This is a genomic window from Polaribacter sp. L3A8, from assembly GCF_009796785.1.
Lineage (GTDB): Bacteria > Bacteroidota > Bacteroidia > Flavobacteriales > Flavobacteriaceae > Polaribacter.
Genome location: NZ_CP047026.1, coordinates 2,142,501 through 2,167,400, shown reverse-complemented (window position 1 = coordinate 2,167,400; position 24,900 = coordinate 2,142,501). Strand labels below are relative to the sequence as shown.

General features: G+C 30.1%; 19 protein-coding genes. 6 read left to right on the top strand and 13 right to left on the bottom strand.

Annotated elements, in window-relative coordinates; translation table 11 throughout:
- The first annotated feature begins 3 nt into the window (after positions 1–3).
- Positions 4–858, top strand: coding sequence for a type IX secretion system protein PorN/GldN (gldN, locus tag GQR92_RS08935; RefSeq protein ID WP_158838867.1), 855 nt, complete (start codon positions 4–6; stop codon positions 856–858).
- 181 nt (positions 859–1,039) lie between these two features.
- The gene (locus tag GQR92_RS08930) at positions 1,040–2,113 is read left to right on the top strand and encodes an NAD(P)/FAD-dependent oxidoreductase (protein ID WP_158838865.1); all 1,074 of its coding nucleotides are present in this window, start codon (positions 1,040–1,042) and stop codon (positions 2,111–2,113) included.
- A gap of 165 nt (positions 2,114–2,278) precedes the next feature.
- Here the strand turns inward: GQR92_RS08930 and GQR92_RS08925 are convergent, their stop codons facing one another.
- Complete coding sequence (locus GQR92_RS08925; RefSeq protein WP_368074155.1) at positions 2,279–2,698, bottom strand: DUF983 domain-containing protein; 420 nt, start codon at positions 2,696–2,698, stop codon at positions 2,279–2,281.
- A gap of 45 nt (positions 2,699–2,743) precedes the next feature.
- Here GQR92_RS08925 and GQR92_RS08920 point away from each other — a divergent pair, with 45 nt between their 5' ends.
- The 3 genes from GQR92_RS08920 to GQR92_RS08910 all read left to right on the top strand — a co-directional run bounded on the left by GQR92_RS08920 (position 2,744) and on the right by GQR92_RS08910 (position 8,068).
- On the top strand, positions 2,744–4,660 hold the full coding sequence (locus GQR92_RS08920) for an ABC-F family ATP-binding cassette domain-containing protein (protein WP_158838863.1): 1,917 nt from the start codon (positions 2,744–2,746) through the stop codon (positions 4,658–4,660).
- Between the two features lie 285 nt (positions 4,661–4,945).
- On the top strand, positions 4,946–7,213 hold the full coding sequence (locus tag GQR92_RS08915) for a TonB-dependent receptor (RefSeq protein ID WP_158838861.1): 2,268 nt from the start codon (positions 4,946–4,948) through the stop codon (positions 7,211–7,213).
- A 12-nt stretch (positions 7,214–7,225) separates the two neighbouring features.
- Complete coding sequence (locus tag GQR92_RS08910) at positions 7,226–8,068, top strand: DUF4249 family protein (protein ID WP_158838859.1); 843 nt, start codon at positions 7,226–7,228, stop codon at positions 8,066–8,068.
- A 57-nt stretch (positions 8,069–8,125) separates the two neighbouring features.
- Here the strand turns inward: GQR92_RS08910 and GQR92_RS08905 are convergent, their stop codons facing one another.
- Positions 8,126–9,346 (bottom strand): hypothetical protein, encoded by a 1,221-nt coding sequence (locus GQR92_RS08905; RefSeq protein ID WP_158838857.1) that lies wholly within the window; start codon positions 9,344–9,346, stop codon positions 8,126–8,128.
- A 115-nt stretch (positions 9,347–9,461) separates the two neighbouring features.
- A complete protein-coding gene (locus tag GQR92_RS08900) occupies positions 9,462–9,914 on the bottom strand; it encodes a hypothetical protein (protein ID WP_158838856.1) in 453 nt (150 codons plus the stop codon).
- A 69-nt stretch (positions 9,915–9,983) separates the two neighbouring features.
- Here GQR92_RS08900 and prfA point away from each other — a divergent pair, with 69 nt between their 5' ends.
- Positions 9,984–11,060: a peptide chain release factor 1 gene (gene prfA, locus GQR92_RS08895; RefSeq protein ID WP_158838854.1), complete on the top strand. Its 1,077-nt coding sequence runs from the start codon at positions 9,984–9,986 to the stop codon at positions 11,058–11,060.
- A 292-nt stretch (positions 11,061–11,352) separates the two neighbouring features.
- Here prfA and GQR92_RS08890 read toward each other — a convergent pair whose 3' ends face one another.
- From GQR92_RS08890 to thrS, 10 genes are all read right to left on the bottom strand, one after another.
- Complete coding sequence (locus GQR92_RS08890) at positions 11,353–13,758, bottom strand: glycoside hydrolase family 31 protein (protein WP_158838852.1); 2,406 nt, start codon at positions 13,756–13,758, stop codon at positions 11,353–11,355.
- A 265-nt stretch (positions 13,759–14,023) separates the two neighbouring features.
- Complete coding sequence (gene glgB / locus GQR92_RS08885) at positions 14,024–15,931, bottom strand: 1,4-alpha-glucan branching protein GlgB (RefSeq protein ID WP_158838850.1); 1,908 nt, start codon at positions 15,929–15,931, stop codon at positions 14,024–14,026.
- Positions 15,932–15,974: 43 nt separating this feature from the next.
- The gene (locus GQR92_RS08880) at positions 15,975–17,912 is read right to left on the bottom strand and encodes an alpha-1,4-glucan--maltose-1-phosphate maltosyltransferase (protein ID WP_158838848.1); all 1,938 of its coding nucleotides are present in this window, start codon (positions 17,910–17,912) and stop codon (positions 15,975–15,977) included.
- A 41-nt stretch (positions 17,913–17,953) separates the two neighbouring features.
- On the bottom strand, positions 17,954–19,219 hold the full coding sequence (locus tag GQR92_RS08875; protein ID WP_158838846.1) for a glucose-1-phosphate adenylyltransferase: 1,266 nt from the start codon (positions 19,217–19,219) through the stop codon (positions 17,954–17,956).
- Positions 19,220–19,222: 3 nt separating this feature from the next.
- Positions 19,223–20,428 carry a glycogen synthase gene (glgA, locus tag GQR92_RS08870; RefSeq protein ID WP_158838844.1) on the bottom strand — a complete coding sequence of 402 codons (1,206 nt, stop codon included), beginning with the start codon at positions 20,426–20,428 and terminating at the stop codon, positions 19,223–19,225.
- Between the two features lie 211 nt (positions 20,429–20,639).
- Positions 20,640–21,227: a hypothetical protein gene (locus tag GQR92_RS08865; protein WP_158838842.1), complete on the bottom strand. Its 588-nt coding sequence runs from the start codon at positions 21,225–21,227 to the stop codon at positions 20,640–20,642.
- An 87-nt stretch (positions 21,228–21,314) separates the two neighbouring features.
- Positions 21,315–21,659, bottom strand: a complete 345-nt coding sequence (gene rplT, locus GQR92_RS08860) for a 50S ribosomal protein L20 (protein WP_068450935.1) — start codon at positions 21,657–21,659, stop codon at positions 21,315–21,317.
- Between the two features lie 94 nt (positions 21,660–21,753).
- Complete coding sequence (gene rpmI, locus GQR92_RS08855; protein WP_068450938.1) at positions 21,754–21,951, bottom strand: 50S ribosomal protein L35; 198 nt, start codon at positions 21,949–21,951, stop codon at positions 21,754–21,756.
- Positions 21,952–22,059: 108 nt separating this feature from the next.
- Positions 22,060–22,578, bottom strand: a complete 519-nt coding sequence (gene infC / locus GQR92_RS08850) for a translation initiation factor IF-3 (RefSeq protein ID WP_302849609.1) — start codon at positions 22,576–22,578, stop codon at positions 22,060–22,062.
- 115 nt (positions 22,579–22,693) lie between these two features.
- Complete coding sequence (gene thrS / locus GQR92_RS08845; RefSeq protein ID WP_158838841.1) at positions 22,694–24,634, bottom strand: threonine--tRNA ligase; 1,941 nt, start codon at positions 24,632–24,634, stop codon at positions 22,694–22,696.
- Between the last annotated feature and the right edge of the window lie 266 nt (positions 24,635–24,900).

Genomic DNA, 24,900 nt, shown 5'->3' with positions numbered 1-24,900 from the left:
AATATGTTTAAAAATTGTTTACTATTATTTTTCGGTTTGATGATTGGTGGTTCAATAAACGCACAAATAGGTTTATTGAATGCTAAAAAAGTAGATCAAATAGGAAAGAAAAACGAGCAACAAATTGCTGCAGATAATGATGCACCTTTAGCCTATGGATATGTAGACGATAGAGATGTATTATGGTCTAAAGTTGTGTGGGAGTTTATTGATTTAAATCAAAAAATAAATTTACCATATTATTTCCCTATAGATAAATCTAATATTTCTCCAAACAGAAGGTCTTTATTTGATACTTTAATTAAAGGTATTAAACAAGGTAAAATTGAAGATGCATATTCAGATTCTTTTTTTACTTCAAAAATTACTCAAAATGAGATACAAACGAGAATGTCTAGCATTAGAGAAGAAAATGGTTATAGCGATACTATTAGATTGCAGTCTCAAGATGTAGAAGGCTATATGATTAAAGGAATGTGGTATTTTGATAAACGTCAAGGTGAATTAAAATACAGGTTAATTGCTATTGCTCCAATGGGGAAAGATGTACAAACTTTAGGTGTTCAAGATATAGAAGACGAACAATTGTATGAGTTATTTTGGGTTTTTTACCCATCTGCAAGAGACGTTTTACACGAAGCAAAAGTGTTTAATCCAAAGAATGCATCTCAACCAATTTCTTTCGATCACATGTTAAATGCAAGAAGATTTAGCAGTACCATTGTAAAAGAAGAAAACATTTACGGTAACAGATCTATTTCAGATTATGTAAGAGGTAATTCTTTATTCCAATTATTAGAAGCAAATAAGATTAAAGAAGACATTAGAAATAGAGAAATGGATATGTGGAATTACTAAAATTTCAATATTTTTTAATATATAAAACGTTCCAATTATTTGGGACGTTTTTTTTTGTAGCTATTTCCTGCTTTCCACTATATCTTTTTACAGAAAAAGTAAAAAGGATGCCGTTTCAATCAGGGCTAAACATTTTAGAAAGACCAGTAATAATTAATTCAAATTCACGTATTTTTATCCCATGAAAATAGATTACATAATAGTTGGTTTAGGATTAGCAGGTTTGGCTTTTGTAGAAGAATTAATTGCCGCTAAAAAAACATTTTTAGTTTTCGAAGACGATTCTCAAACTTCTTCATTAGTGGCAGGTGGCGTTTATAATCCGGTAATTTTAAAAAGGTTTACACCTGTTTGGAATGCTAAAGAACAATTAGAAGTTGCACTTCCTTTTTATAAACATATAGAAGAAAAACTAAACATAACTATTGATCAAAAATTTGTAATCAAGAAATCTTTTAAATCTATAGAAGATCAAAATAACTGGTTTGGAGCTTTAGATAAACCAAAGTTAGAAGGTTATTTAGATCCTAAATTAGATAAGAGTTCTTACAATGGAGTTATTGCCGACTTTAGTTTTGGAAATGTAAACGAAACGGGGAGAATAGATACAGAAAAATTGATAACTGCTTACAGAGCGTATATAGAATCTGAAAATCATATTCGTTTTGAACAATTTAAACATGACGAATTAATTATTGGTGAAGAGTCTATAAACTATAAAGATATTGAAGCTTCTAAAATTGTGTTTTGCGAAGGATTCGGAATTAAACAAAACCCATATTTTAATTATTTACCGATTAATGAGGCAAAAGGTGAATTATTAACCATACATGCACCAGAATTAAATATCGATTTTTTATTAAAGTCAACACTTTTTGTTATGCCTTTAGGAGACAATACTTATAAAGTAGGCGCTACTTTTAATTGGACAGACAAAACCTCTAATCCGTCTGAAGAAGGTAAAGAAGAGTTGGTAGAAAAACTTAAGAAAGTAATTAATGTTCCTTATACAATTGTATCTCAATCTGCAGGTATAAGACCTACTGTTTCTGGCAGAAGACCTTTGGTTGGTATACATCCAGATTATGCCAATTTAATTGTTTTAAACGGTTTAGGAACTCGTGGTGTTATGATTGCACCAACGGTTGCTAAAAACCTTTACAATCATTTATATAATAATGAAAGTTTAGATATAGAAATAGATATTGTACGTTTTAAACATTTAAAGGATAAGAATTCTAAAAAAGTTAATTAATATAACTTCCTTTTTAGGTTTGCAATATGCGTTAAGGATAGAGCGGTTTGTTTGAGCTCTTTTTTAGTGTAAGTTTGAGTGAATTTGTTTTTTTGCAAATTTGTATCGAGAACTGGTACTAAAAAAAGCGAGTAGCGAAAGCCTGTTTAAACGCCCAAAAAAAAATTATTTTTCTTTTTTAGAGAATTTCTCGTCATAATGGGCAAACATATTTATCCATATTATTCTAGATAAGCGCAAATTAATTGGTGCTAATACCAGTAAAGCAATAACTATTGCTGCAAAAGATTGTAAAAGTGTAACGCCAAATATTAGTACAGAAATTAAGAAAGCAACGATAGAAATACCAACTGTTAACCCGTAGTTTACGTACATTGCTCCGTAAAAGAACGAAGGTTCCATCATATATTTTAAATTACATTTTGGGCAATGTTCGTGTAATTTGGTAACTTTATTGGGATTAAACGTAAATTTATACTCAAAAAAATCGCCTTCATGACACCTAGGACACTTAGCATTAAAAATACTATATAACTTGCTACCCTTTTTCAACATAATAGACCTTAAATTTGTATACTTTTGCAAATATAGAGTTTTAAACTTTTTTTTAAGTAACAATTATTACATTAGATGCTAAACGTACACAACTTATCAGTTTCTTTTATGGGAACTGATTTATTTTCAGGAATTACTTTCAAATTAAACAAAGGAGATAGAATTGGTCTTATCGGAAAAAATGGAGCAGGGAAATCTACGCTTTTAAAAGTGCTTTCTAAAGATATAGAAACAAGTGGTGGTACCATGGCTTTTGATAAAGATATTAAAATGGGTTTTTTAAGACAAGATATAGATTTTGTTGAAGGAAGAACTATTTTAGAAGAAGCATACCAAGCATTTGTTGAAATTAAAGAAATTGAGGTAAAACTTGATGAAATTAATGAGCAACTTGCTACTAGAACCGATTATGAAAGTGAAGGGTATACAGAATTGATTCATGATTTAACGGATAATACAGAACGTTATGAGTTGCTTGGTGGTTACAATTACCAAGGTGATACCGAAAAAATCTTACAAGGTTTAGGTTTTCAGAGAGAAGATTTTGATAAAAAAACAGACACTTTTTCTGGAGGTTGGAGAATGCGTATAGAATTGGCAAAATTACTTTTACAAAATAATGATATTTTGTTATTAGATGAGCCTACCAATCACTTAGATATTGAATCTATTATTTGGTTAGAGAATTTCTTAAAAGGATATTCTGGAGCTATTGTATTGGTATCGCATGATAAAATGTTTTTAGATAATGTAACCAATAGAACTATAGAAATTTCTTTAGGTCAGATTTACGATTACAAAAAACCGTATTCTGAATTTTTGGTATTAAGAGGAGAAATTAAAGAAAAGCAATTACAGGCGCAGAAAAACCAAGAGAAAGAAATAAAACAAAAGCAACACTTAATAAACAAGTTTAAAGCAAAAGCTAGTAAGGCTTCTATGGCGCAATCTTTAATGAAACAACTTGATAAAGTTGAATTAATAGAGGTTGACCAAGATGACAACCAAGCAATGAATGTTAAGTTTGCAATCTCTAAAGAACCGGGTAAAATTATTATAGAAGCAAAGGATTTAAGTAAAAGCTATGGTGATAAGCATGTTTTAGAAGATGTAGATTTACTAATAGAAAAAAACAGTAAAATTGCTTTTGTTGGTCAAAATGGTCAAGGAAAATCTACGTTGGCAAAAATGATGGTAGGTGAAATTCCTTTTGAAGGATTTTTAAAGTTGGGTCATAATGTAGAAGTTGGGTATTTTGCTCAGAATCAATCTGAAGAATTGCCGCCAGAAAAGACCGTGTTGGAAATTATGGAAGATGCTGCCACAGACGGAAACAGAGTGCGTGTTAGAGATATGTTAGGTTCTTTCTTGTTTGGTGGAGATGCTGTAGATAAAAAGGCAAAAGTACTTTCTGGAGGGGAAAGAAATAGATTGGCATTGTGTAAATTATTATTACAGCCATTTAATGTTTTAATAATGGATGAGCCAACAAATCACTTAGATATTGCCTCTAAAACCGTATTAAAAGAAGCTTTAAAGAATTTTAATGGAACCTTAATTGTGGTGTCTCACGATAGAGATTTCTTACAAGGGTTAACAGAAACTGTTTATGGGTTTAAAGATAAGGAGATTAAGGAATATTTAGGAGATATAGATTATTTTTTAGAACAGCATAAAATAGAAAACCTTAGAGAAGCAGAAAAAAGAACGGTTGTAAAAGTTGATAAGGATACTTCTAAAAAAGAATCTCATCAATTATCTAGAGATCAAGAAAAGCAATTGAAGAAGTTAAAGAACAAATTGTCTAATATTGAAACTGAAATTGCTGATTTAGAAAAAGAAATTGCAAAAATAGATTTAGAGTTAGCTAAGAATTATGATGAAGTTTCTGCTAGACCAAATTTCTTTGAAAAATACAAAGCTAAAAAAGCTAAATTAGATACAGTAATGGAAAACTGGGAAAAAATAGAAGCAGAAGTTTCTAATTTTTAGTCTTAAGTTTATCAAAGAAATGAAAGCTCCTTATTTAAATCTTAAATAAGGAGCTTTTTTATGTTTTACATTTAATAGTAAATACGGAATTAATTATATTGATTTGGTATTATATCTCTCAAAAATAAAATCAATTTTAAAATTATCAGTAGAAACAATTGCTTTTAAATGGTTATTTTTTGTTTTAACATGGTATTCTTAAAAAACTAAATTATAGCTTTGTAAGACGTGTAATAGTCTTTAAATTTGCTTGATACTTTATTATAATTATTGGTGTAATAGCATATGAATAAGACAAAATTATTATTTTTAATATCCTTTTTTACACTTTTAAGTAATAATATATCCGCTCAAGAAATTGTTAATTCAACAGTATTTAATATAGAGAAGAATATACCTATTAGTGATGTTTCTATTAAAGTTTTAAATACAGATATAGGTACTTACACTAATACTAAAGGAGATTTTTCTTTTAAAAACATACCAAAAGGAAGCGTATTAGTTTTTTCTAAAATTGGGTTTACTACATTAAAATTAAATATTAATTCTGTAATGAGCACAGTTTATCTATCTCCAAAGGTTAGCGTGTTAAAGGAAATAGTAATAAGAAGTTTCTCTAGCAGTCAATTAAATAAAATAGTACCAGATCAAATTTACTTTTCTAAAAAAGATATAGAAATGCTTCCTTTTATATTAGGGGAGAAAGATGTAATTAAATTAATACAATACACTCCAGGTGTTCAGCAAGCAGCCGAAGGTCAATCTGGATTTTTAGTGAGAGGAGGTAATGGAAGTATGAATTTAACCTTGTTAGATAATATTTATCTGCATAATACATCCCACTTAGGTGGTTTGTTTTCTACCATAAATTCAGATTTTGTTCAATCATTAGAGTTTTCTAAAGCTGGTTTCGACGCTGGTTATGGCGGTAGATTATCATCAGTTACTGATATTAAAACTTTAAAACAACCAGATAGCACTCATTTTGAAGGTAGTTTGGGATTGTTGTCTACAAAATTAACAGGAAATATAAAAGTTCATAAAAAACATAGTTTATTAATTTCTGGAAGAAGAACCTATTTAGAAGTTTTTAAACCTTTTTTTGGGGATGATACATCTATTCTTAGTAAAAATAAAAATTATTTTTTGTATGATTTTTTAGCAAAGCATAGTTTTCAATTATCAAAAAAAAGTGAGATAGAAACTACATTTTATATAACAAGTGATAATTTTAGAGATCAAACCAAAGGGAGAAATAGAAAATTAAAATGGGGAAATTCTTTATTTGGAACAACTTTTAAACATCAGTTTTCATCTAGTCTAAGATCTCAAACCACAGTATCTAATAGTTTTTATAAGTTTTCTTTTGGAGACAATGATTTTCCTTTTGATTATAGCGCAGAAAGTACATTTAATGTATTTAGTTTAAAACATTATTTTTTATTAGATAAACCATCGTATTTATTGAAAATAGGAACAGCATATAATAAAAACAATATATTACCTAAGGATGTAAAAGCGAATATAGATAATTCTCCTTTAGAAATTTTAAATCAAGAAAAATATAGATATGATGATGTTAGCTTTTATGGAGATTTGGCGTTTTCTGTAACATCAAAATTAAAAGCAAAAACAGGATTGAGATTTACTTCTTTTTTTACATATAAAAATGATTTAGTTGGTAAAGAAACCTTTTTTAGTGTTGAGCCAAGGGCGAGTTTAAAATATGAGTATAGCGAAAATCAAGCTTTTAAATTAAGCTACCAAAGGTTAAGTCAGTTTGTACACCAAGCTTCTGTAAATTTTAGTTTACCAGCAGATTTTTTTGTGGTAAGTACTAAAAACATAAAACCACAGGTAGTAAATCAATTTAGTTTAGGGTATTCTTACGAAGTAAACGGACTACAATTAAATAGTGCTGTTTATTTTAAAAACGTTTCTAATTATACCGAGTTTAGAAATGGTTCTGTAAATAATTTATTTTCAAATGATATTTATAGTGATATACTTGTTGGTAAATTTAATTCTTATGGGTTTGAAGTTAGTCTAAATAAAAAAATAAATAACTTTACAGCTCAAACATCATTTACTTTATCTAAAACTTTAGCCAAATTTAAAGATATTAATCAAGGGAATTATTTTCCTACAACTTTCGATAGGCCAATAAACATAAATACGATTATGCATTATAGGTTAAATAATAAGTTTGAATTTGGAGCTTTATTTTTGTTTACGAGTGGACAAAACTATACAAGACCTAGAGATATAAGAATTATAAATGAAAGACCTGTACTTAATTTTGAGTCTAAAAATGCATCTCGATTTCCTAGTTATCATAGATTAGATTTATCTTGTACATATTCTTTTAAAGATAAAGGGAAATGGAAATCAAAATTAAATTTAACCCTGTATAATGTGTATAATAATAGTAATCCTTTTCAAATTTATTATAGTACAGATGGTACTGCAGATGATTCATTTATAGAAATTAAAGAAAAGAAAGATGATTTGTTTCCTTTTTTGCCAACGCTTAACTGGCTATTTTCTTTTTAAATAAAGTGTATTATGAAAAAAATATTTTTTTTATCCTTTTTACTATCTGCTTGTTTAAGTAATGAAACAGCTATTTTATCATCAGATATTCTTACGGTAGAAGGGCATATAGTTTATGGTGAATTTGCAAAAATAAGCTTAACTAATAGTTTAGCTTTTAATGGTGTTATTGATTCTGTAGTAGTTGCAAAATCTATTGAAACGAAAGCAAAAGTGGTGCTTTCTGACGGTGAAAGTTCAGAAATATTAACTTTAAAGAAAGATGAAACTCGTTTCCCTTTTTTGTATTATAGAAGTAATTTAATAAAAGGAGAAATTGGTAAAACGTATGATTTGTCTATACAGATTAGGGGAAAAGAGTTTGTATCTAAAACAATAGTTCCTAAAAAAACTGAAATATTAAATGTTGATTTTTTAGATTGGATTGAAGAAGGAGTTGTATATCAGGGATTTAAAGATATTAAATTAACGTTTAATAACACTGACTTAGAACATAAGTACTTTAAGATTCTTATTAAGAATGAAAAAGAAAAAAAGTTTGAGTTAGCGAGACCTTTCATTTTTAGTACAGAAAATATTGCTACTGAAACATTTCCTTTAATTGTGAGTTATATAAAAACAGATGATGAAGGTGAAAATGAAAATCAAATTAAAGTAAATGATGTAATTGAAATACAGATTATTTCTATTACAAAAGATCAATTTTATTTTTGGAAGTCTATAAAAGGAGATCAAACAAGTATTTTAGAAAATGCATCTTATGCTAATGAGGTTGTTACAAATATTAGTAATGGTGCTTTTGGTTATTGGTCTGGTGAAAATATATCAAGTTTTAAATTTAAGATCCCTGAATAAAAAGAAAGGCCGCCTCTATAGGCGACCTTTACTCAATATTAAATAATAGTTATTTGTTTAGATATTACTTAAAAGACTTTCATAAGCCTCAAATACAGCATCAAATTTGTCTTCTATACTGGTAAAAGATCCATCGAAATAAGTGTTAAAATCACTTGTTGTACCGTCTTCAAATAAGAATCTTGCATTAACAATTTCTTCAGTTACTTCTGTTTCTTCGTAGTTTTGAGTATTCGGGTTGTATGTATAGTCCGTATAAGTATCTTCATCTTTGTAAAATTGACTTTTAGCAACAGACTTGTTGTTAATACTAAGTTCTGCACTAGTATTGCTGTTTAACAATGCGATTTGCTCGTCTACATTTAATTCGCTATCAGAATTAAAACCAGTATCATTAGCTTTTAGAGTTAATGCTGCATTTAAAAATTGAAATGTAAAAGTTGCATTATCAACAATATCTTCAATATTACCATTTGCATCGTCATTAAAATTACCATTTGTAGATAAGCTATATCCTATTATAACATCATTACTAAGTTTAAAATTGAATGATTGCTTAATTTCCTTGTTGTTAGAATTTGTATAAAAGGTTTCAAATGAAAAATCTCCAATATTAGTTGTATTAGAAATTGCAGCAGGAATTAATTGTCCACTAATAAAAGTAGCCGTATAATTTTGAGTGAATACAGTAGTACCATTTATCTTAAGATTAGCTTTAGCCAAAGTAGGTAGTTCATTATCACTATCGCTTCCTACAATAGTAGTCCCAAAATCAGTAAAACTAAATACAGCATTTTTTCCATCATTATATGCTACATTATAAATAATATCATCACTATTTCCAGTTTTATCAAACTCCTTTGTGTTAGAATTCCAACTATAGATTCCTTTCTCACTATTAAAATCATCAATAAGTGATGTTTCTGCTATAATAGCTATGCCTTGTTTTGCATTAAAAGCAGTTAGACCATTAGTAGTAGTTTTTATATTTGCTATATTAGATATTGTATTTAAGGTTGCTTTTTTAAAACCTTTGTTTTTTATATTATTATCAGAATTCAAGTATTCTGCTAATTCGATGATATCGTTTAAAGCATTGTCGTTTTTAAAATCATCTACTTTATCTAATAATTTGATAGTATTGTCTTCTAACTGTGTTTTTCCTTCTTCTACACTAAGTGAGCCAGTAATTTTATTGTCTTCTTCATTATCATTGCTGCTGCAAGATATATTAATAAATAAGGTTGTACATAGTGCTAATAAATAAATCTTTTTCATGTTATTTTTTTAAAATTAAGATGCTAAATTAATACATTTATTATAACCTATAATAAGTGTTTGATTGTTTTCTTGTAATTATTTTAAAATTATAAAAAGGTAAGTAACGTGAGAATTATAAGTTTATGAATTTGGTATTATATCTCTCAAAAACGAAATCAATTTTAAAATCCTTTGCAGATACAATTGCCTTTAATTGATTATTTTCTAAATAGTATTTTATTTTTTTTGGAAACTCATTCTTCGGATTTTCACAAACAAACGAAGTAGCTGATTGTTGTTTAAATTTAAATAATGTTGGGTTTTCATTTACACCTTCAACTTTTAAAAACAACGTGTCCTTTATAGTAACAATACTTAATATTTCTTTAAAAGTAGTGTCTTTTTCTTTTAATGTATAGCCTAAACCTTTTAGGTTTGTATGCCATGTTTCATAAGTAATACTGCCTTCTTTGTCGTTTACACAAACCCAATCTCCAACTAAGAAAGTAGGCTTTTGTGTTTTCCTTTTTTCTTGATGACAAGAAACCAACAATAAAAAAGAACAAATAATTGGTAGTAATTTCATAAAATTAGTTTGCTTTGTTTAAATATAGCCATAAAAATTGTAAATTCGCAATCCAAGAAAAGACAGAAGATGTTAGATAAATTAAGAATTGTAAAGCAGCGTTATGATGAAGTTTCTGATTTAATTATTCAGCCAGAAATCATTATGGATCAGAAGCGTTATGCGCAATTGATGAAAGAATATAAAGATTTAGGTGATGTTGTTAAAAAAGGGGATGAATACCAAACTTTAACCAACAATATAGAAGAAGCAAAAGAAATTCTTGCTGATGGTTCTGATGCCGAAATGAACGAGATGGCGAAGATGGAAATTGATGAAGCCAATATTAGAATTCCTGAATTAGAAGATGAAATAAAAGTATTATTAATACCTAAAGATCCAGAAGATTCTAAGAATGCAGTTGTAGAATTACGTGCAGGAGCAGGAGGGGATGAAGCAAGTATTTTTGCTGGAGATTTATTTAGAATGTATTCTAAATATTGCGAAAGTAAAGGATGGAAAGTTTCTACGGTAGATTATTCTGAAGGTACAAATGGCGGTTTCAAAGAAATTCAGTTTGAAGTTACCGGTAATGATGTTTATGGAATTTTAAAGTTTGAAGCTGGTGTACACCGTGTACAACGAGTTCCACAAACAGAAACTCAAGGTCGTGTGCATACATCTGCAGCAACTTGTATGGTTTTTCCTGAAGCTGAAGAATTTGATGTAGAAATTAATCCAAAGGAAGTAAGAATAGATTTTTTCTGTTCTTCTGGCCCTGGTGGTCAATCTGTAAATACTACTTATTCTGCAGTGCGTTTAACCCACCTTCCAACTGGTTTGGTTGCACAATGTCAAGATCAAAAATCACAGCATAAAAATAAAGAGAAAGCTTTTAAAGTACTACGTTCTCGTTTGTATGATATGGAGTTGGCAAAGAAAAATGCAGAAGATGCTTTAAAGCGTGGTTCTATGGTTTCTTCTGGAGATAGAAGTGCTAAGATTAGAACTTACAATTATGCACAAGGTAGAGTTACAGATCATAGAATTGGATTATCATTATATGATTTACCAAATATTTTAAATGGTGATATTCAGAAAATTATTGATGAATTAATGCTTGCTGAAAATACACAAAAATTAAAAGGATTAGGAGACGGAATCTAGTTTGCCTTATTTATAAAAGTAAAACCCTCAAAACTATGTTTTGAGGTTTTTTTTATTTTCAATATTAAATTTAGAGCATAAAAAAAGCGATTAAAGTTTAGACAACTGTTAATCGCTTTTTGCGTTATTCAAATAATTAAGAAATCTTAAACAATTTATGCGTTGCTTGGGGGAAAGATTACTATACTACAAATGTATGCTAGTAATACAACCCTCACAATACCCATTTATGGGGTTTTTTAGTTCACTGTTTTCAGTGAGTGTTCTCACTGAAAACAGTTAGAATAAAAAATTATTTTCCTATTAAATGTAATTGAGTAAACTCTTTATCTATAAGTATAGATTGATTTCCATCAAGATTAGCTTCATTTAAAGGTGTAATTACGTTATCTATTTCAATAGAGGTAATTTCGAAAGGTAAATTATGGAATACAATATTAAACTTGGTATAACCTGCATTAAAATCTCCTTGTTTGTGTTGTTGTATAATTAACTCTTCTTTTTTACCTGTTACTTTAAAAGTACGTAAACTAAACCTTCCTTTTTTATAATCATATCCATCATGGGCGTCATCATATAATTGTGACGATTCCTTACCTTCTTTATAATATAGATCTAAAGTAATTTCATCAAATTCTTTTTCTTCTACGTGTTGTTGTACAGGGTATTTAGGTATAATTGCTCCTTCTTTAATAAATATTGGCATGCTGTCAATATCTGCTTCTACCCACATTTCTTTTCCTCCTTCTACAAGTTCGTCTGTCCAAAAGTTATACCAGTTACCTCTAGGAACATACATTCTTCTTCCCTTAGCATTAGGTTCTAGTATTGGGCAAATTAAAATTTGTTCTCCATAAACAAATTCATCACTTCTATGGTGTGTAGCCGTATCTTCTTGATCGTATAATACTAATGACTTTAAGATTGGTGTTCCGTCATTTATATATTTCCAAAATGCAGTATATAAATAAGGTAATAGTTGGTATCTAATTTCAACGAATTTTCTTACAATGTCTGTAATTTCATCTCCAAAAACCCAAGGTTCTTGATCTCCATGATCTCCAGAAGAGTGTACTCTACAAAAGGCATGAAATACACCTAGTTGAATCCAACGTGCAAACAACTCGCCCTGTGGTTGCTCTGCAAATCCACCAATATCAGATCCTGCAAAAGAAAAACCAGACATTGCCATTCTTTGTGCTTGGTTATTAGCAATTGCTAAATGTTCCCAAGTAGCAACATTGTCTCCCATCCAAGTAGAAGTATAACGCTGTGCTCCAGAATACGCAGATCTTGTAATTACAAAAGGTCTTTTTGGATATGCATATTTCTTTAAACCATGGTAGGTAGCACGTGCCATTTGAGTTCCATAAATATTGTGTGCTTTTCTATGAGAACAAGGATTTCCATCATAATCATGACGAACATCATCTGGAAAAGATTTGTTAGGAACGTCCATTACAGCAGGTTCGTTCATATCATTCCACACACCTTTTACACCAATATCTTCAATTAATTCTTTAAACAATCCAGACCACCATTCTCTAACTTCTGGTTTTGTATAATCTGGAAAATAACATTCACCAGGCCAAACTTTACCTTTCATATAAGGTCCATCTGCACGTTTACAGAAATAATCTTTATCTAATGCTTCTTTAAAAACATCGTATTCTAAATCTATTTTAATTCCTGGATCTATAATTACTACGGTTTTAAAACCATCGTCTTCTAGTTCCTTAACCATTCTTTTTGGATCAGGAAAATGTTTTTTATCCCAAGTAAAACAACGGAATCCTTCCATATAATCGATGTCTAAATAAATAGCATCACAAGGGATTTTTAAATCTCTAAATGTTTTGGTAACTTCTTTTACGGTTGTTTCTGGGTAATAACTCCATTTACATTGATGAAATCCTAAAGCCCATAATGGAGGCAACGTATGTGGCTTTCCTGTTAAGTCTGTATAATTTTTAACAACATCTTCCATTTGTGGACCGTAGATAAAATAGTAATTCATTTCACCTCCTTGTGCCCAAAAACTAGCTACATTTCTTCTTTCATGTGCAAAATCGAAATGTGATTTAAAAGTGTTATCAAAGAAAATTCCATAAGATTTACCTCCTTGAATAGCAGTATAAAAAGGAATTGCTTTGTAAATAGGATCTGTATCTTTACCAAAAGCATAAGAATCTGTAGCCCAGTTTTCAAAACGTTTTCCTTTTAAGTTTACGTCCACAGGTTTATCACCTAAACCATAAAAACTTTCTGCTCTCTGGCAAGTTTTACTCATTTTTACAATGTCACCACCATATTCATAGCTTTCTTCCCAATGAAAACCAATTTCATCTTCGTTAATTAGTTTTAAATCGATTGCATCAAAAAGTTTAACTTGTAAGCTACTTTTTTCTACCTTACAGATTAATTTTGATGTTGTAACGATGTAATGAGTTTCATTTTCGGTAACGTCTAAAAAATCATATCCTCTAGAAGCATGTATGGTTACTCCATAAGAAAAATCATTTTCAAATTTACCAGTAGTAGCATATCTAAATCTTATAACACTGTCTCTAACTACAGTAAGTTGTAATATTACGTTGTTCTTTGTGGTAAAATATAAGGTGTCTACATCTTTCTTGTAGCTCACAATTTCAGAAGGAAATAAATTTCCTTTTTGTTCTAACTCTGTATTAACAATCATAATTTTGGTTGTTTATTAAACGTGTAAAAATCGTGAAAAAGTATGTAAGAACATGGTTTAACACCTTTTTTAAACGATAGTGTATTTGTCTATTTAAGGGGTAAAAATATTGTTTATTTATTTAAAAGTAAACAGAATACGATTTCTTTCGAATATTATTGAAAGATTTTTTGAAGTCTTAAAAATGACTTCTTTTTTTGTGATTTATAAAAAAATGAACCCTCTTTTTTATCAAAACAAAGAATGTGAAAAAGAGGATCTATACTTATTTGTATTTAAATGCGATCATTCCTAGTGGAGGTAAATCTAATTCAATAGAATGTTTTCTATTATTCCATTCTTTCTTTTCTGAGGTTAATTTTTTATTATTAAAGTTTCCTGTTCCGCTATATTTTACAGCATCACTATTAAAAATTTCTTTTAAGGTTCCTGTTTTTGGTAATCCTATTCTATAATTTTCTCTTGGAACTGGTGTTAAATTTAAAATAACGATGACATTATCTTTTTCGCTTACTCCTTTTCTAATATAAGACATCACAGAATTTTCATGATCTCCATGATCTATCCATTCAAAACCTTCATGAGAAAATTGCTTTTCATGTAATGCAGGTTCTTTTTGATATAATTTATTTAAGTCTTTTACTAAATTTTGAGCTCCTTTATGTACATCGTAATCTAATAAATGCCAATCTAAACTACCATTAAAATTCCATTCAGAAGTTTGTCCAAACTCACCACCTTGAAATAATAATTTAGTTCCAGGGTGTGTAAACATCAAACTGTATAGCATTCTTAAATTAGCAAATTTTTGCCATTCATCACCAGGCATTTTATTTACAATAGATTTTTTACCATACACAACTTCATCATGAGATAAAGGCAACATAAAGTTCTCTGTAAAAGCGTAATTTAAACTGAAGGTTAATTCATTTTGATGATGTTTTCTGTAGATAGGCTCTTTTGCAAAATAATCTAAGGTGTCATGCATCCAACCCATCATCCATTTCATTCCAAATCCTAAACCACCATCGTAAATTGGTTTTGATACTTTTGGAAAAGAAGTAGATTCTTCTGCAATAGTTTGTACATCAGGAAAAGCCTCATATACAGCCGTATTCATCTCTTTGATAAAGTTAATTGCATCTAAATTTTCTCTACCACCAAATTCATTAGGTTCCCATTCTCCTTCTTCTCTAGAATAGTCTAAAAACAACATAGAAGCTACAGCATCTACTCTTAAACCATCTGCATGGTATTGGTCTAACCAAAAGATGGCGTTACTTATTAAAAAGGCTTTTATTTCGTTTCTACCATAATTGAAAATTAAACTTTTCCAATCTTGATGATACCCTTTTCTTCTATCTGGATGCTCGTATAAATGAGATCCATCAAAGAATCCTAATCCATGATCGTCTGAAGGGAAGTGTGAAGGTACCCAGTCTAATAATACTCCAACTCCTTTTTCGTGAAATTTATCCACTAAATATTTAAATTCATCAGGATATCCAAAACGAGATGTTGGTGCAAAATATCCTGTTAATTGATATCCCCAACTTGGGTCGTACGGATATTCCATTATTGGCATAAACTCTACATGTGTAAAATTCATTTCCGCAACATAATCCACTAATTCATCGGCCAATTCTCTATAACTTAAAAAACGACCTTCTTCAATTTGTTTTTTCCAAGAACCTAAATGAACTTCATAAACAGAAAAAGGAGCATCTAGTGCGTTGTTTTTCTTTCTATTTTTCATCCATTTTTTGTCATTCCAAGAGTAATCATCTTCCCAAACTTCTGATGCTGTTTTTGGCGGATGTTCACATCTTCTTGCAAAAGGATCTGCTTTTTCTGTGGTTACATTGTTATTTGCACTTCTTATTTTGTATTTATAAATAGTTCCTTTACCAATATCTGGTATAAAACCTTCCCAAATACCACTTCCGTCCCAACGTACATTTAAGTGATGTTCTCTTTCTAACCAGAAATTAAAATCTCCAATAACGGATACCGATTTAGCACTTGGTGCCCAAACTGCAAAATAAGTTCCTTTTATACCGTCTACAGTAGTAATGTGTGAGCCAAATTTTTCGTATAAACGATAATGTTTTCCGGCCTTAAATAGGCTAATATCAAATTCAGTAAAAAGACTGTGTACTTTTGTTTGCGCCATAAGTTATCTTTTATAATATTGTTTTGTTTGGTATTTTTTATAATTACTTGTTGATTTTAAAAATGTGGAATGGAAGTGTTGCATGTAGCTCTACATAATTCCATTCACTATACCAATCATAGCAATTTCTTGTTACCAAATCTTGTACTTCCACTTTCTGGCCATTATTAATTTTTAGGTCATGAAGGGGCAATTGTATTGAGCCTGATTGAGAATTATAAGCATCTAAACTTATAATTGTCAATGTTTCATTACTTCTAGTATCATTCCATTTATAGAATGCAATAATTTGATCATTACCAGTTTCTACAAATTTGATATTGTTTGTTTGTTGATACGATTCGTGCTCTTTTCTTATATGATTAATTTTAGAAATTAAAGTGGTTACTTTATTTTGTTTAAACCAATCGTAATGACAAAGTTGAAATTTCTCTGACATATTATATTCTTCCTTTCCAGGAATTGGATCACTAATCATTTGTTCAAAGACAGGGCCATAAATACCAATATTAGAACTTAAGGTTGCTGCCAAAACATAGCGTTGTATGTATTTACTTTCTGGAGCTCCTTGCAAATGAAATGGATTAATATCTGGTGTATTTGGCCAGAAATTAGGTCGCATATATTCTTTTTGATCCGTTTTGGTTAGTTCGTTTACATACTCAATAAGTTCATGTTTAGAATCTCTCCAAGTAAAATAAGTGTAAGATTGCGTGTAGCCTTGTTTAGCCAATTGTTGCATAACCTTTGGTCTGGTAAATGCTTCTGCTAAAAATAATACATCAGGATGCTGTTTTTTTACTTCTGCAATAACCCAACCCCAAAAGAAGTAAGGTTTTGTATGTGGGTTATCAACTCTAAAAACATTAATTCCACAATCTATCCAATATAATAAGGTGTATAAACATTCTTGCCAAAGATTTTTAAAATCTTTACTTTCCCAATAAATAGGAAGAATATCTTGATATTTTTTAGGAGGATTCTCGGCATATTGTACCGTACCATCTGGTCTCCATTTAAACCAATCTGGATGTTCTGTTACCCATGGATGATCTGGTGCAGCTTGTAATGCGTAATCCATAGCAACTTCTATACCTAACTCCTTTGCTTTTGTAACTAAGTTTTTAAAGTCCTCTAAAGAACCTAATTGTGGATGCAGATCTTTATGACCACCATGTTTAGAACCAATTCCCCAAGTAGAACCAACATCTCCATCTTGTGCAACAGTGGTGTTGTTCTTTCCTTTTCTATTTACTTCTCCGATAGGATGAACAGGAGGGAAGTATAAGGTATCAAACCCCATTTGGGCAACTCTTGGTAATATTCTGTGACAATCATTAAAAGTACCGTGTTGTCCTTCTTGCTCTGCAGCAGAACGTGGAAAGAACTCATACCAAGTACTAAATCTCGCCTTTTTTCTATCTACGTAAACGTTGTATTCTTGAGAAGTTTCTGTTAAAATTTTCTCTGGATATTTTTTTAAAATTGATGTTAACCTTTCTGAACTAGCTTCCTTAATGGCTTCTGTATAGTTTTTAGTGTTTTTAAAGATAAATATTAAATGTAATAAATAGTCTTTTTCTTCGGGAGTTACTTTATCTGTAATTGCAAGTAATAGTTCTGCCCCTTCTAAAAGTTCTGAATTTACATGTTGAGTGTCATCAATTTTTCTTTCTAAGCCATGTTGCCAGTTTAAGGCATAGTCTACCCAACCTTCTACTTTATAAGAATAAGAACCCTGTTTTATTGTATGAAAACAGGCTGTGTATTCATCATTAGAAGTTGGTGTCATTCTAAGCTCTGTCCATTTATTATCCTTTTCATGTTTGAATAATAAATTAGCCTGAAGTACATCATGACCGTCCACTAATACGTCTGCAGTTACATGTACAATTTCATCTACAACACGTTTAATACTAACTTGTCCACTATTTAATTGTGGAGCAATATTTTCTACTACAATTCTACTTTGATTTTGCATTAATTTGGTTCATTTAAATAATAAAAAAGTAAAAAATTATGTTATCCGATGTTGGTTCCTTTTGGTATAGTAGCATCTTTTTTAATAACTACAATTCCCTCTTTAACCATATAAGTATCTGTTTCTATATTTGCTATATGCGGTCCACCGTTAATTCTAACATCATCACCAATTCTACAATTTTTATCTATAATACAGTTATGTATGTAGCATCTTTCTCCAATTCCCATCATAATTTCAATATGGTTTTCAGAAACTTCACTCAAAGTTTCATAAGAATCATTCCCCATCATATAGGTGTTAGATATTAAAGAATTTTTACCAATTCTAGAACGAATACCAATCACAGACCTTTCTATTTTTTCTGCATGAATAATACATCCATCTCCAATTACAGCTTTATTTAAAATAGAACCTGCAATTTTAGAAGTTGGTAATATTCTTGGTCTAGTGTATATTCCTTTCTCATCATATAAATTAAATTTAGGAACGTCATCTGTTAATCCTAAATTAGCTTCAAAGAACGAGTCAATATTTCCAATATCAGTCCAGTACCCTTCATATTGATAACTTAATGTTTTATGTGTTTCTATGGCTTGTGGAATAATTTCTTTACCAAAATCATTGGTATCTGGATTTTTCATCAATTCAACTAATAAATCTCTATTAAAGATATAGATTCCCATAGAAGCTAAGTAATCTCTACCTTGCGATTTCATTTCATCACTAACATCAGAAGTCCAATCTGGCAATAATTCAGCAGCTGGTTTTTCTATGAAAGAAGTAATTATATTTTCGTTATTAGTTTTTAATAAACCAAATTGTGTAGCATCTTTAGCATTAACAGGATAAGTAGCAATAGAAATTTCTGCGCCACTTTCTTCATGTTTTTTAATCATATCGTTAAAATCCATTTGATATAATTGGTCACCAGAAAGAATTAGGGCATATTCAAAATCATTCTCCAAGAAATGGAGCATACTTTGTCTTACAGCATCAGCGGTACCTTGAAACCATTTATCACTATGTATCGTTTGTTCAGCAGCTAATACATCAACAAAGGCAGAACTAAAAAAGCTAAAGTGATAGGTGTTTTTAATATGTGCATTTAAAGAGGCAGAATTAAATTGAGTTAATACGTACATCCTTTTTATATCAGAATTGATACAATTAGAAATGGGAATATCGACTAATCTATATTTACCAGCAATAGGTACAGCAGGTTTAGATCTATCTTTTGTTAACGGATATAATCTAGAGCCTTGTCCTCCTCCTAAAATAATTCCTAGTACTTTATCGTTTATCATTGCTTATTTTTTTACTGATTTATATAATTCTTCTACTTGTTTTGCTATCGATATCCAATCAAAATGTTCTTCTACTCTTTTTCTACCTTTTTGGGACATAGACTCCCTTAATTCAGGATTGTTAATTACCTCATTAACTCCATCAGCTAAATCTTTAGCAAATTTATTTGGGTCTATAGGTTCAAATGGTGCCGAGTCTTGTTGTTCTACCGGTATAAGTAAACCAGTTTCTCTATGAACAACAACTTCTTTAATACCGCCAACTGCACTGGCAACAACAGCGGTGTTACATGCCATTGCTTCAATATTTATAATACCAAAGGGTTCATAGATGGAAGGGCAACAAAATACATCAGCATGAGAATATAATTGAATTATTTCTTCTTTGGTAACCATTTTGTCAATCCAAATAACGTTTTTACGAGTTTTTTTAACCTCGTTAACGGCATCTTTCATTTCTTTACCAATTTCAGGTGTATCCGGAGCACCAGCACATAATACTATTTGTGTGTCTGGGTCTATATATTTTATGGCATTCACTAAATGAATAATTCCTTTTTGTCTTGTTATTCTACCTACAAAAAGGACATAAGGTTTATTTTTATCAATACCGTATTCGTCTAGAGTAGAAGTTTCTGGAGTTGTAATGTATTGTTGTAAGTTAATACCGTTATAAATTACCTTAATTTTACTTTCATCTACGTTAAAATGCTTTAGAACATCTTCTTTTGTTTCTTTAGAAACAGCAATTAATGCATCAGCCATTTCAATAGCTGTTTTTTCTATCCAAGAAGAAGCATCGTATCCACGCCCTAGTTGCTCCCTTTTCCAGGGTCTTAAGGGTTCTAGGGAGTGTGTGGTAATTACTAAAGGTATGCCATAGCAAAGTTTTGCAACGATTCCTGCAAAATGTGAGTACCAAGTATGACAATGTATTACATCTGCATCTATAGGTTCTGCGTTCATATGAAGGCCTGTACTTAAAGTTTGAAAGATAGCTTTAAGCTTGTCATCAGAATTATCAAAAATTGGATTTTCGTAAGGAAAACCTTTTACAGTGGGATTGTTGACAGTGTCATTTTGGTCTCCAAAACACCTTACATCAACATGCATAAGTTTAGCTAATTCTGTTGCAAGATATTCTACATGAACACCAGCTCCACCATATACGTAAGGAGGAAATTCTCTAGTATAAAAAAGGGCTTTCATAAAATTTAAGTAATTAAATATGGTTAGTTAATTTTAGAATCAAAAGATAAGAAAATACTATTTAAATTACCAAAGAAAGTAAGAGATTTTATTTAGAAACCTTTATTATTGTCAAACCCTTAATATAAATATGCAATCTTGTGTTTTCACTGTGTATTTATTAGTAGAATTTAAAGTATGTGTTTATATATTAATCCTTAATAAACAGAAATTAACTGTTTCTCTGTTTATTAATTTCATCTTGCAACTGTCTTCGCAGTTTTTGTTCTTTTTCTAAAGTATTCTTTCTGTGTTTTTCAAATTCTTGTTCAATTTCGGCTAAATTATCTTTTGCTTCCTTGGTTAAAACATTACTTTTCGAAAACTTAAATATATAATATGATAAACCTAAAACTAATAGTATTATAAGGCTCCAAAGTACAAGGTTGTAGGTTGTTTTACTTAATTGCATGCCCATAATAGAAATAGAGTGTTCTTTAATTAAAGCAGCATCTAAGTCTAATTTAGTTTTAGCCAAAAGGTTTTTGTTTTTTTCAATATTTTCCTTTTCAGCCTTTAATAAATTATTTTTTTTAGAAATTATTTTTTTTGAAGATTTAAGAGAGTCTAAAACATTAGATTTTAAACGTTGATAACTGTCTTTGCTGATTACTTTATATACTTGATAAGTGGTTGATACTCTGTAAATTTTATCAAATTGACCTTGAATAGAATTGTTTTCTTGTACTTCATCTGCATTTTCTTGTGCAAAAGATAAAGTAGATACTAGTAATAATAAAGCTATTAAAAATGATTTCATTGTTAGTTTTTTTTTACGTGCGTAAATTTATAAAAAAAAAACCCAAACTTTATGTTTGGGTTTTTAAATATAAGCAAGTATTATTATTTATTTAATTTTTTCTACAACTGCCTTAAAAGCGTCTGGGTTGTTAACAGCTAAATCTGCTAAAACCTTACGGTTTAATTCGATTTGGTTAGCTTTCACTTTACCCATAAACTGAGAGTAAGACATTCCGTGTAAACGAGCTGCCGCGTTAATACGCACAATCCATAAAGAACGGAAGTTTCTCTTATTGTTTTTACGGTCTCTGTATGCATAAAGCATACCTTTTTCAACTGCATTTTTTGCTACTGTGTAAACGTTTTTTCTACGTCCGAAGTAACCTTTTGCAGCCTTCAAGATTTTTTTTCTTCTTTTTCTTGAGGCTACTGAATTTACTGATCTTGGCATAATTTCAATGTGTTTTGTAGTAGGCGATTCATTTAAGAATACTTTTTATTTTTGGCCTAACTCCATGGTTAATAATTAAATTCCCTTTTTAAACTTATTTTAAGTTTAATTGTTGCTTAATGTTAGACTCGTCTGCTTTATGTACTAAACCATCATGAGTTAACTTTAATTTACGTTTTTTAGACTTCTTTGTTAAGATGTGACTTTTAAACGCGTGCTTTCTTTTGATTTTTCCAGTACCAGTAACTTTAAATCGTTTTTTGGCGCTAGATTTTGTTTTCATTTTAGGCATCTCTCCTTCGTTTTTATCTTGCTTATAAGACATTAATTTCCAAAACAAGTTTCAGAAACTTTTTTATATCCTACAAGGTTTTTAACCCTTGTAGCTATTTTGTAATAATTACTTTAACTTTTTAGGAGCAATAAACATAATCATACGTTTACCTTCTAACTTTGGTAACTGTTCTACTTTACCATATTCCTCAAGTTCTTGGGCTAATTTTAATAATAAAATTTGTCCTTGTTCTTTAAAAATAATAGAACGTCCTTTAAAGAATACAAATGCTTTTAATTTTGCTCCTTCTTGTAAAAACTTAACGGCATGTTTCTTTTTAAACTCATAATCATGCTCATCAGTTTGAGGTCCAAAACGTATTTCCTTTATAGTCACTTTTGTTGCTTTAGACTTTAAGACTTTTTCACGCTTCTTTTGCTCATACAAGAATTTCTTGTAATCAATAATTTTACAAACAGGTGGCTTAGCTTTTGGTGATATTTCAACCAAATCTAATTCCTGTTCTCTGGCTAATTCTTTAGCTTTATCTAAAGGATATACACCAACTTCTATATTCTCGCCCACAAGACGAACTTCGTCAACATATTTTATTTTCTCATTAATCCTATGTTGATCTTCTTTGATTACTCTTAACGGTCTTCTTGACCTGCTTCTACGAATTGCTATGACTTATATATTTTAAGTTTAACTTATGGTTGTTTTCCAACCTTTTTATGTTCCCGATGAATTTCAAAATTAATTAAAAATTCTTCAATGTTTTACTTTCTTCTGCTTTAATTAAAGAAATAAATTCTTCAATTGTAAATGTTCCTATATCTCCTTCACCGTGTCTTCTTACAGAAACTGTGCCGTCTTGTTCTTCCTTTTCACCAACAATAACCATAAATGGTGTTTTGCTAACTTCGGCATCTCTAATCTTACGACCAGTTTTCTCACTTCGGTTATCTACCAGGGCGCGAATTTCGGAATTTTCTAACGATTTTAAAACTTTTTCTGAATATTTCTGATATTTATCACTGATTGGTAATAAGATAACCTGATCTGGAGTTAACCAAAGCGGGAAGTTTCCTCCCGTGTGCTCTAGTAATACTGCAATAAAACGCTCCATAGATCCAAACGGTGCTCTATGTATCATAACCGGTCTATGCAATTGATTATCTGCTCCTTTATAGGTTAAATCAAAACGTTTTGGTAAATTATAGTCAACTTGTATCGTTCCAAGTTGCCAACTTCTGCCTAAAGCGTCCTTTACCATAAAGTCTAATTTAGGTCCATAAAAGGCAGCTTCACCTTCTTCAATCACAAAATCTAAACCTTTATCAGTTGCTGCACTTATAATTGCATTTTCAGCAATTTCCCAAGTTTCAGTATCTCCTATATATTTATCTGGGTTGCTTTTATCTCTAATAGAAACCTGTGCGGTAAAATCTTCAAATCCTAAAGAACCAAATACATATAAAACTAAATCTATAACGTCTTTAAATTCCTGGTCTAATTGTTCTGGTGTACAAAAAATATGTGCATCATCTTGCGTAAAACCTCTAACACGTGTTAAACCATGTAGTTCTCCACTTTGTTCATATCTATAAACGGTACCAAACTCTGCAAAACGTTTTGGTAAATCTTTATAAGAATAAGGTTTAAAGTTATAAACTTCACAGTGATGTGGGCAGTTCATAGGTTTCAATAAAAACTCCTCATCCATTTTAGGTGTTTTTATAGACTGAAAACTATCTGCACCATATTTTTCATAATGCCCAGAAGTAACATATAATTCTTTCTGACCAATATGAGGTGTCATTACTTCTTCATAACCAGCTTTCTTTTGTGCTACCTTTAAGAAATCTTGTAAACGATTACGTAGAGCAGCACCTTTTGGTAACCATAAAGGCAAACCAGCACCAACTTTCTGAGAAAAAGTAAACAACTCTAATTCTTTACCTAATTTTCTATGGTCACGTTTTTTAGCTTCTTCTAATAACTCTAAATATTCAGTTAGCAATTTTTGTTTCGGAAAACTAATTCCATAAACACGTGTTAACTGATTATTTTTTTCGTCACCGCGCCAATAAGCACCAGCAACGCTCATTATTTTAATCGCTTTTATAATTCCTGTATTTGGTATGTGACCTCCTCTACATAAATCCGTAAAGTTACTATGATCACAAAAAGTGATTTCTCCGTCTGTTAAGTTTTCAATCAACTCAACTTTATATTCGTTATTTTCTGCTTTATATAATGATAAAGCATCTGCCTTAGAAACAGAACGTAAAGAAAACTCATGTTTTCCTCTAGCAATCTCTAAAAACTTCTTTTCTATGCTAGAAAAATCTTTATCAGAAATAACATCTTCTCCTAAATCAATATCATAATAGAAACCATTTTCAATAGCTGGTCCAATAGTCAATTTAGCATTCGGATAAAAACTTAAAATAGCTTCTGCTAATACGTGTGCAGAAGAATGCCAAAAAGCTTTCTTTCCACCATCATCATTAAATGTATATAAAGTTAAAGAACCATCCGTGGTTAATGGAGTAGTGGTTTCAACAGTTACGTCGTTAAAATTTGCAGATATTACGTTTCTAGCAAACCCTTCACTAATACTTTTTGCAACATCCATCGGAGTACTGTTTACAGCAAACTCCTTAATAGTTCCGTCAGGTAATGTTATTTTAATCATTTAATGTCTAATATTTGAGGATGCAAAGATATTAGAAAACAATTTTTTACACAATATATATATGTACTTATTATTAAACACACTTATTAATAAGGTTTTCTCTTAATAAAGGAGCGTTTTCCTTTGGGTGTTCCCTTTTTTTAGGTGAATTCTAAAAAAGTTAAGGTCATATATCAAATACACATCTTTAATTTCAATCAATTTTCAGGTAAAAAAGGTCGGGCTATCCACTATATCTTTTGTTTCATACTTCACAAAAGGATGTC

Excerpts from the sequence above, each read along its gene's own strand:
- rplT (WP_068450935.1), bottom strand. The coding sequence starts at position 21,659 with ATGCCAAGATCAGTAAATTCAGTAGCCTCAAGAAAAAGAAGAAAAAAA.
- rpmI (WP_068450938.1), bottom strand. The coding sequence starts at position 21,951 with ATGCCTAAAATGAAAACAAAATCTAGCGCCAAAAAACGATTTAAAGTT.
- GQR92_RS08890 (WP_158838852.1), bottom strand. The coding sequence starts at position 13,758 with ATGATTGTTAATACAGAGTTAGAACAAAAAGGAAATTTATTTCCTTCT.
- thrS (WP_158838841.1), bottom strand. The coding sequence starts at position 24,634 with ATGATTAAAATAACATTACCTGACGGAACTATTAAGGAGTTTGCTGTA.
- GQR92_RS08905 (WP_158838857.1), bottom strand. The coding sequence starts at position 9,346 with ATGAAAAAGATTTATTTATTAGCACTATGTACAACCTTATTTATTAAT.
- GQR92_RS08875 (WP_158838846.1), bottom strand. The coding sequence starts at position 19,219 with ATGATAAACGATAAAGTACTAGGAATTATTTTAGGAGGAGGACAAGGC.
- prfA (WP_158838854.1), top strand. The coding sequence starts at position 9,984 with ATGTTAGATAAATTAAGAATTGTAAAGCAGCGTTATGATGAAGTTTCT.
- GQR92_RS08865 (WP_158838842.1), bottom strand. The coding sequence starts at position 21,227 with ATGAAATCATTTTTAATAGCTTTATTATTACTAGTATCTACTTTATCT.
- GQR92_RS08900 (WP_158838856.1), bottom strand. The coding sequence starts at position 9,914 with ATGAAATTACTACCAATTATTTGTTCTTTTTTATTGTTGGTTTCTTGT.
- glgB (WP_158838850.1), bottom strand. The coding sequence starts at position 15,931 with ATGGCGCAAACAAAAGTACACAGTCTTTTTACTGAATTTGATATTAGC.
- glgA (WP_158838844.1), bottom strand. The coding sequence starts at position 20,428 with ATGAAAGCCCTTTTTTATACTAGAGAATTTCCTCCTTACGTATATGGT.
- GQR92_RS08930 (WP_158838865.1), top strand. The coding sequence starts at position 1,040 with ATGAAAATAGATTACATAATAGTTGGTTTAGGATTAGCAGGTTTGGCT.
- GQR92_RS08880 (WP_158838848.1), bottom strand. The coding sequence starts at position 17,912 with ATGCAAAATCAAAGTAGAATTGTAGTAGAAAATATTGCTCCACAATTA.
- gldN (WP_158838867.1), top strand. The coding sequence starts at position 4 with ATGTTTAAAAATTGTTTACTATTATTTTTCGGTTTGATGATTGGTGGT.
- GQR92_RS08915 (WP_158838861.1), top strand. The coding sequence starts at position 4,946 with ATGAATAAGACAAAATTATTATTTTTAATATCCTTTTTTACACTTTTA.
- GQR92_RS08920 (WP_158838863.1), top strand. The coding sequence starts at position 2,744 with ATGCTAAACGTACACAACTTATCAGTTTCTTTTATGGGAACTGATTTA.
- GQR92_RS08910 (WP_158838859.1), top strand. The coding sequence starts at position 7,226 with ATGAAAAAAATATTTTTTTTATCCTTTTTACTATCTGCTTGTTTAAGT.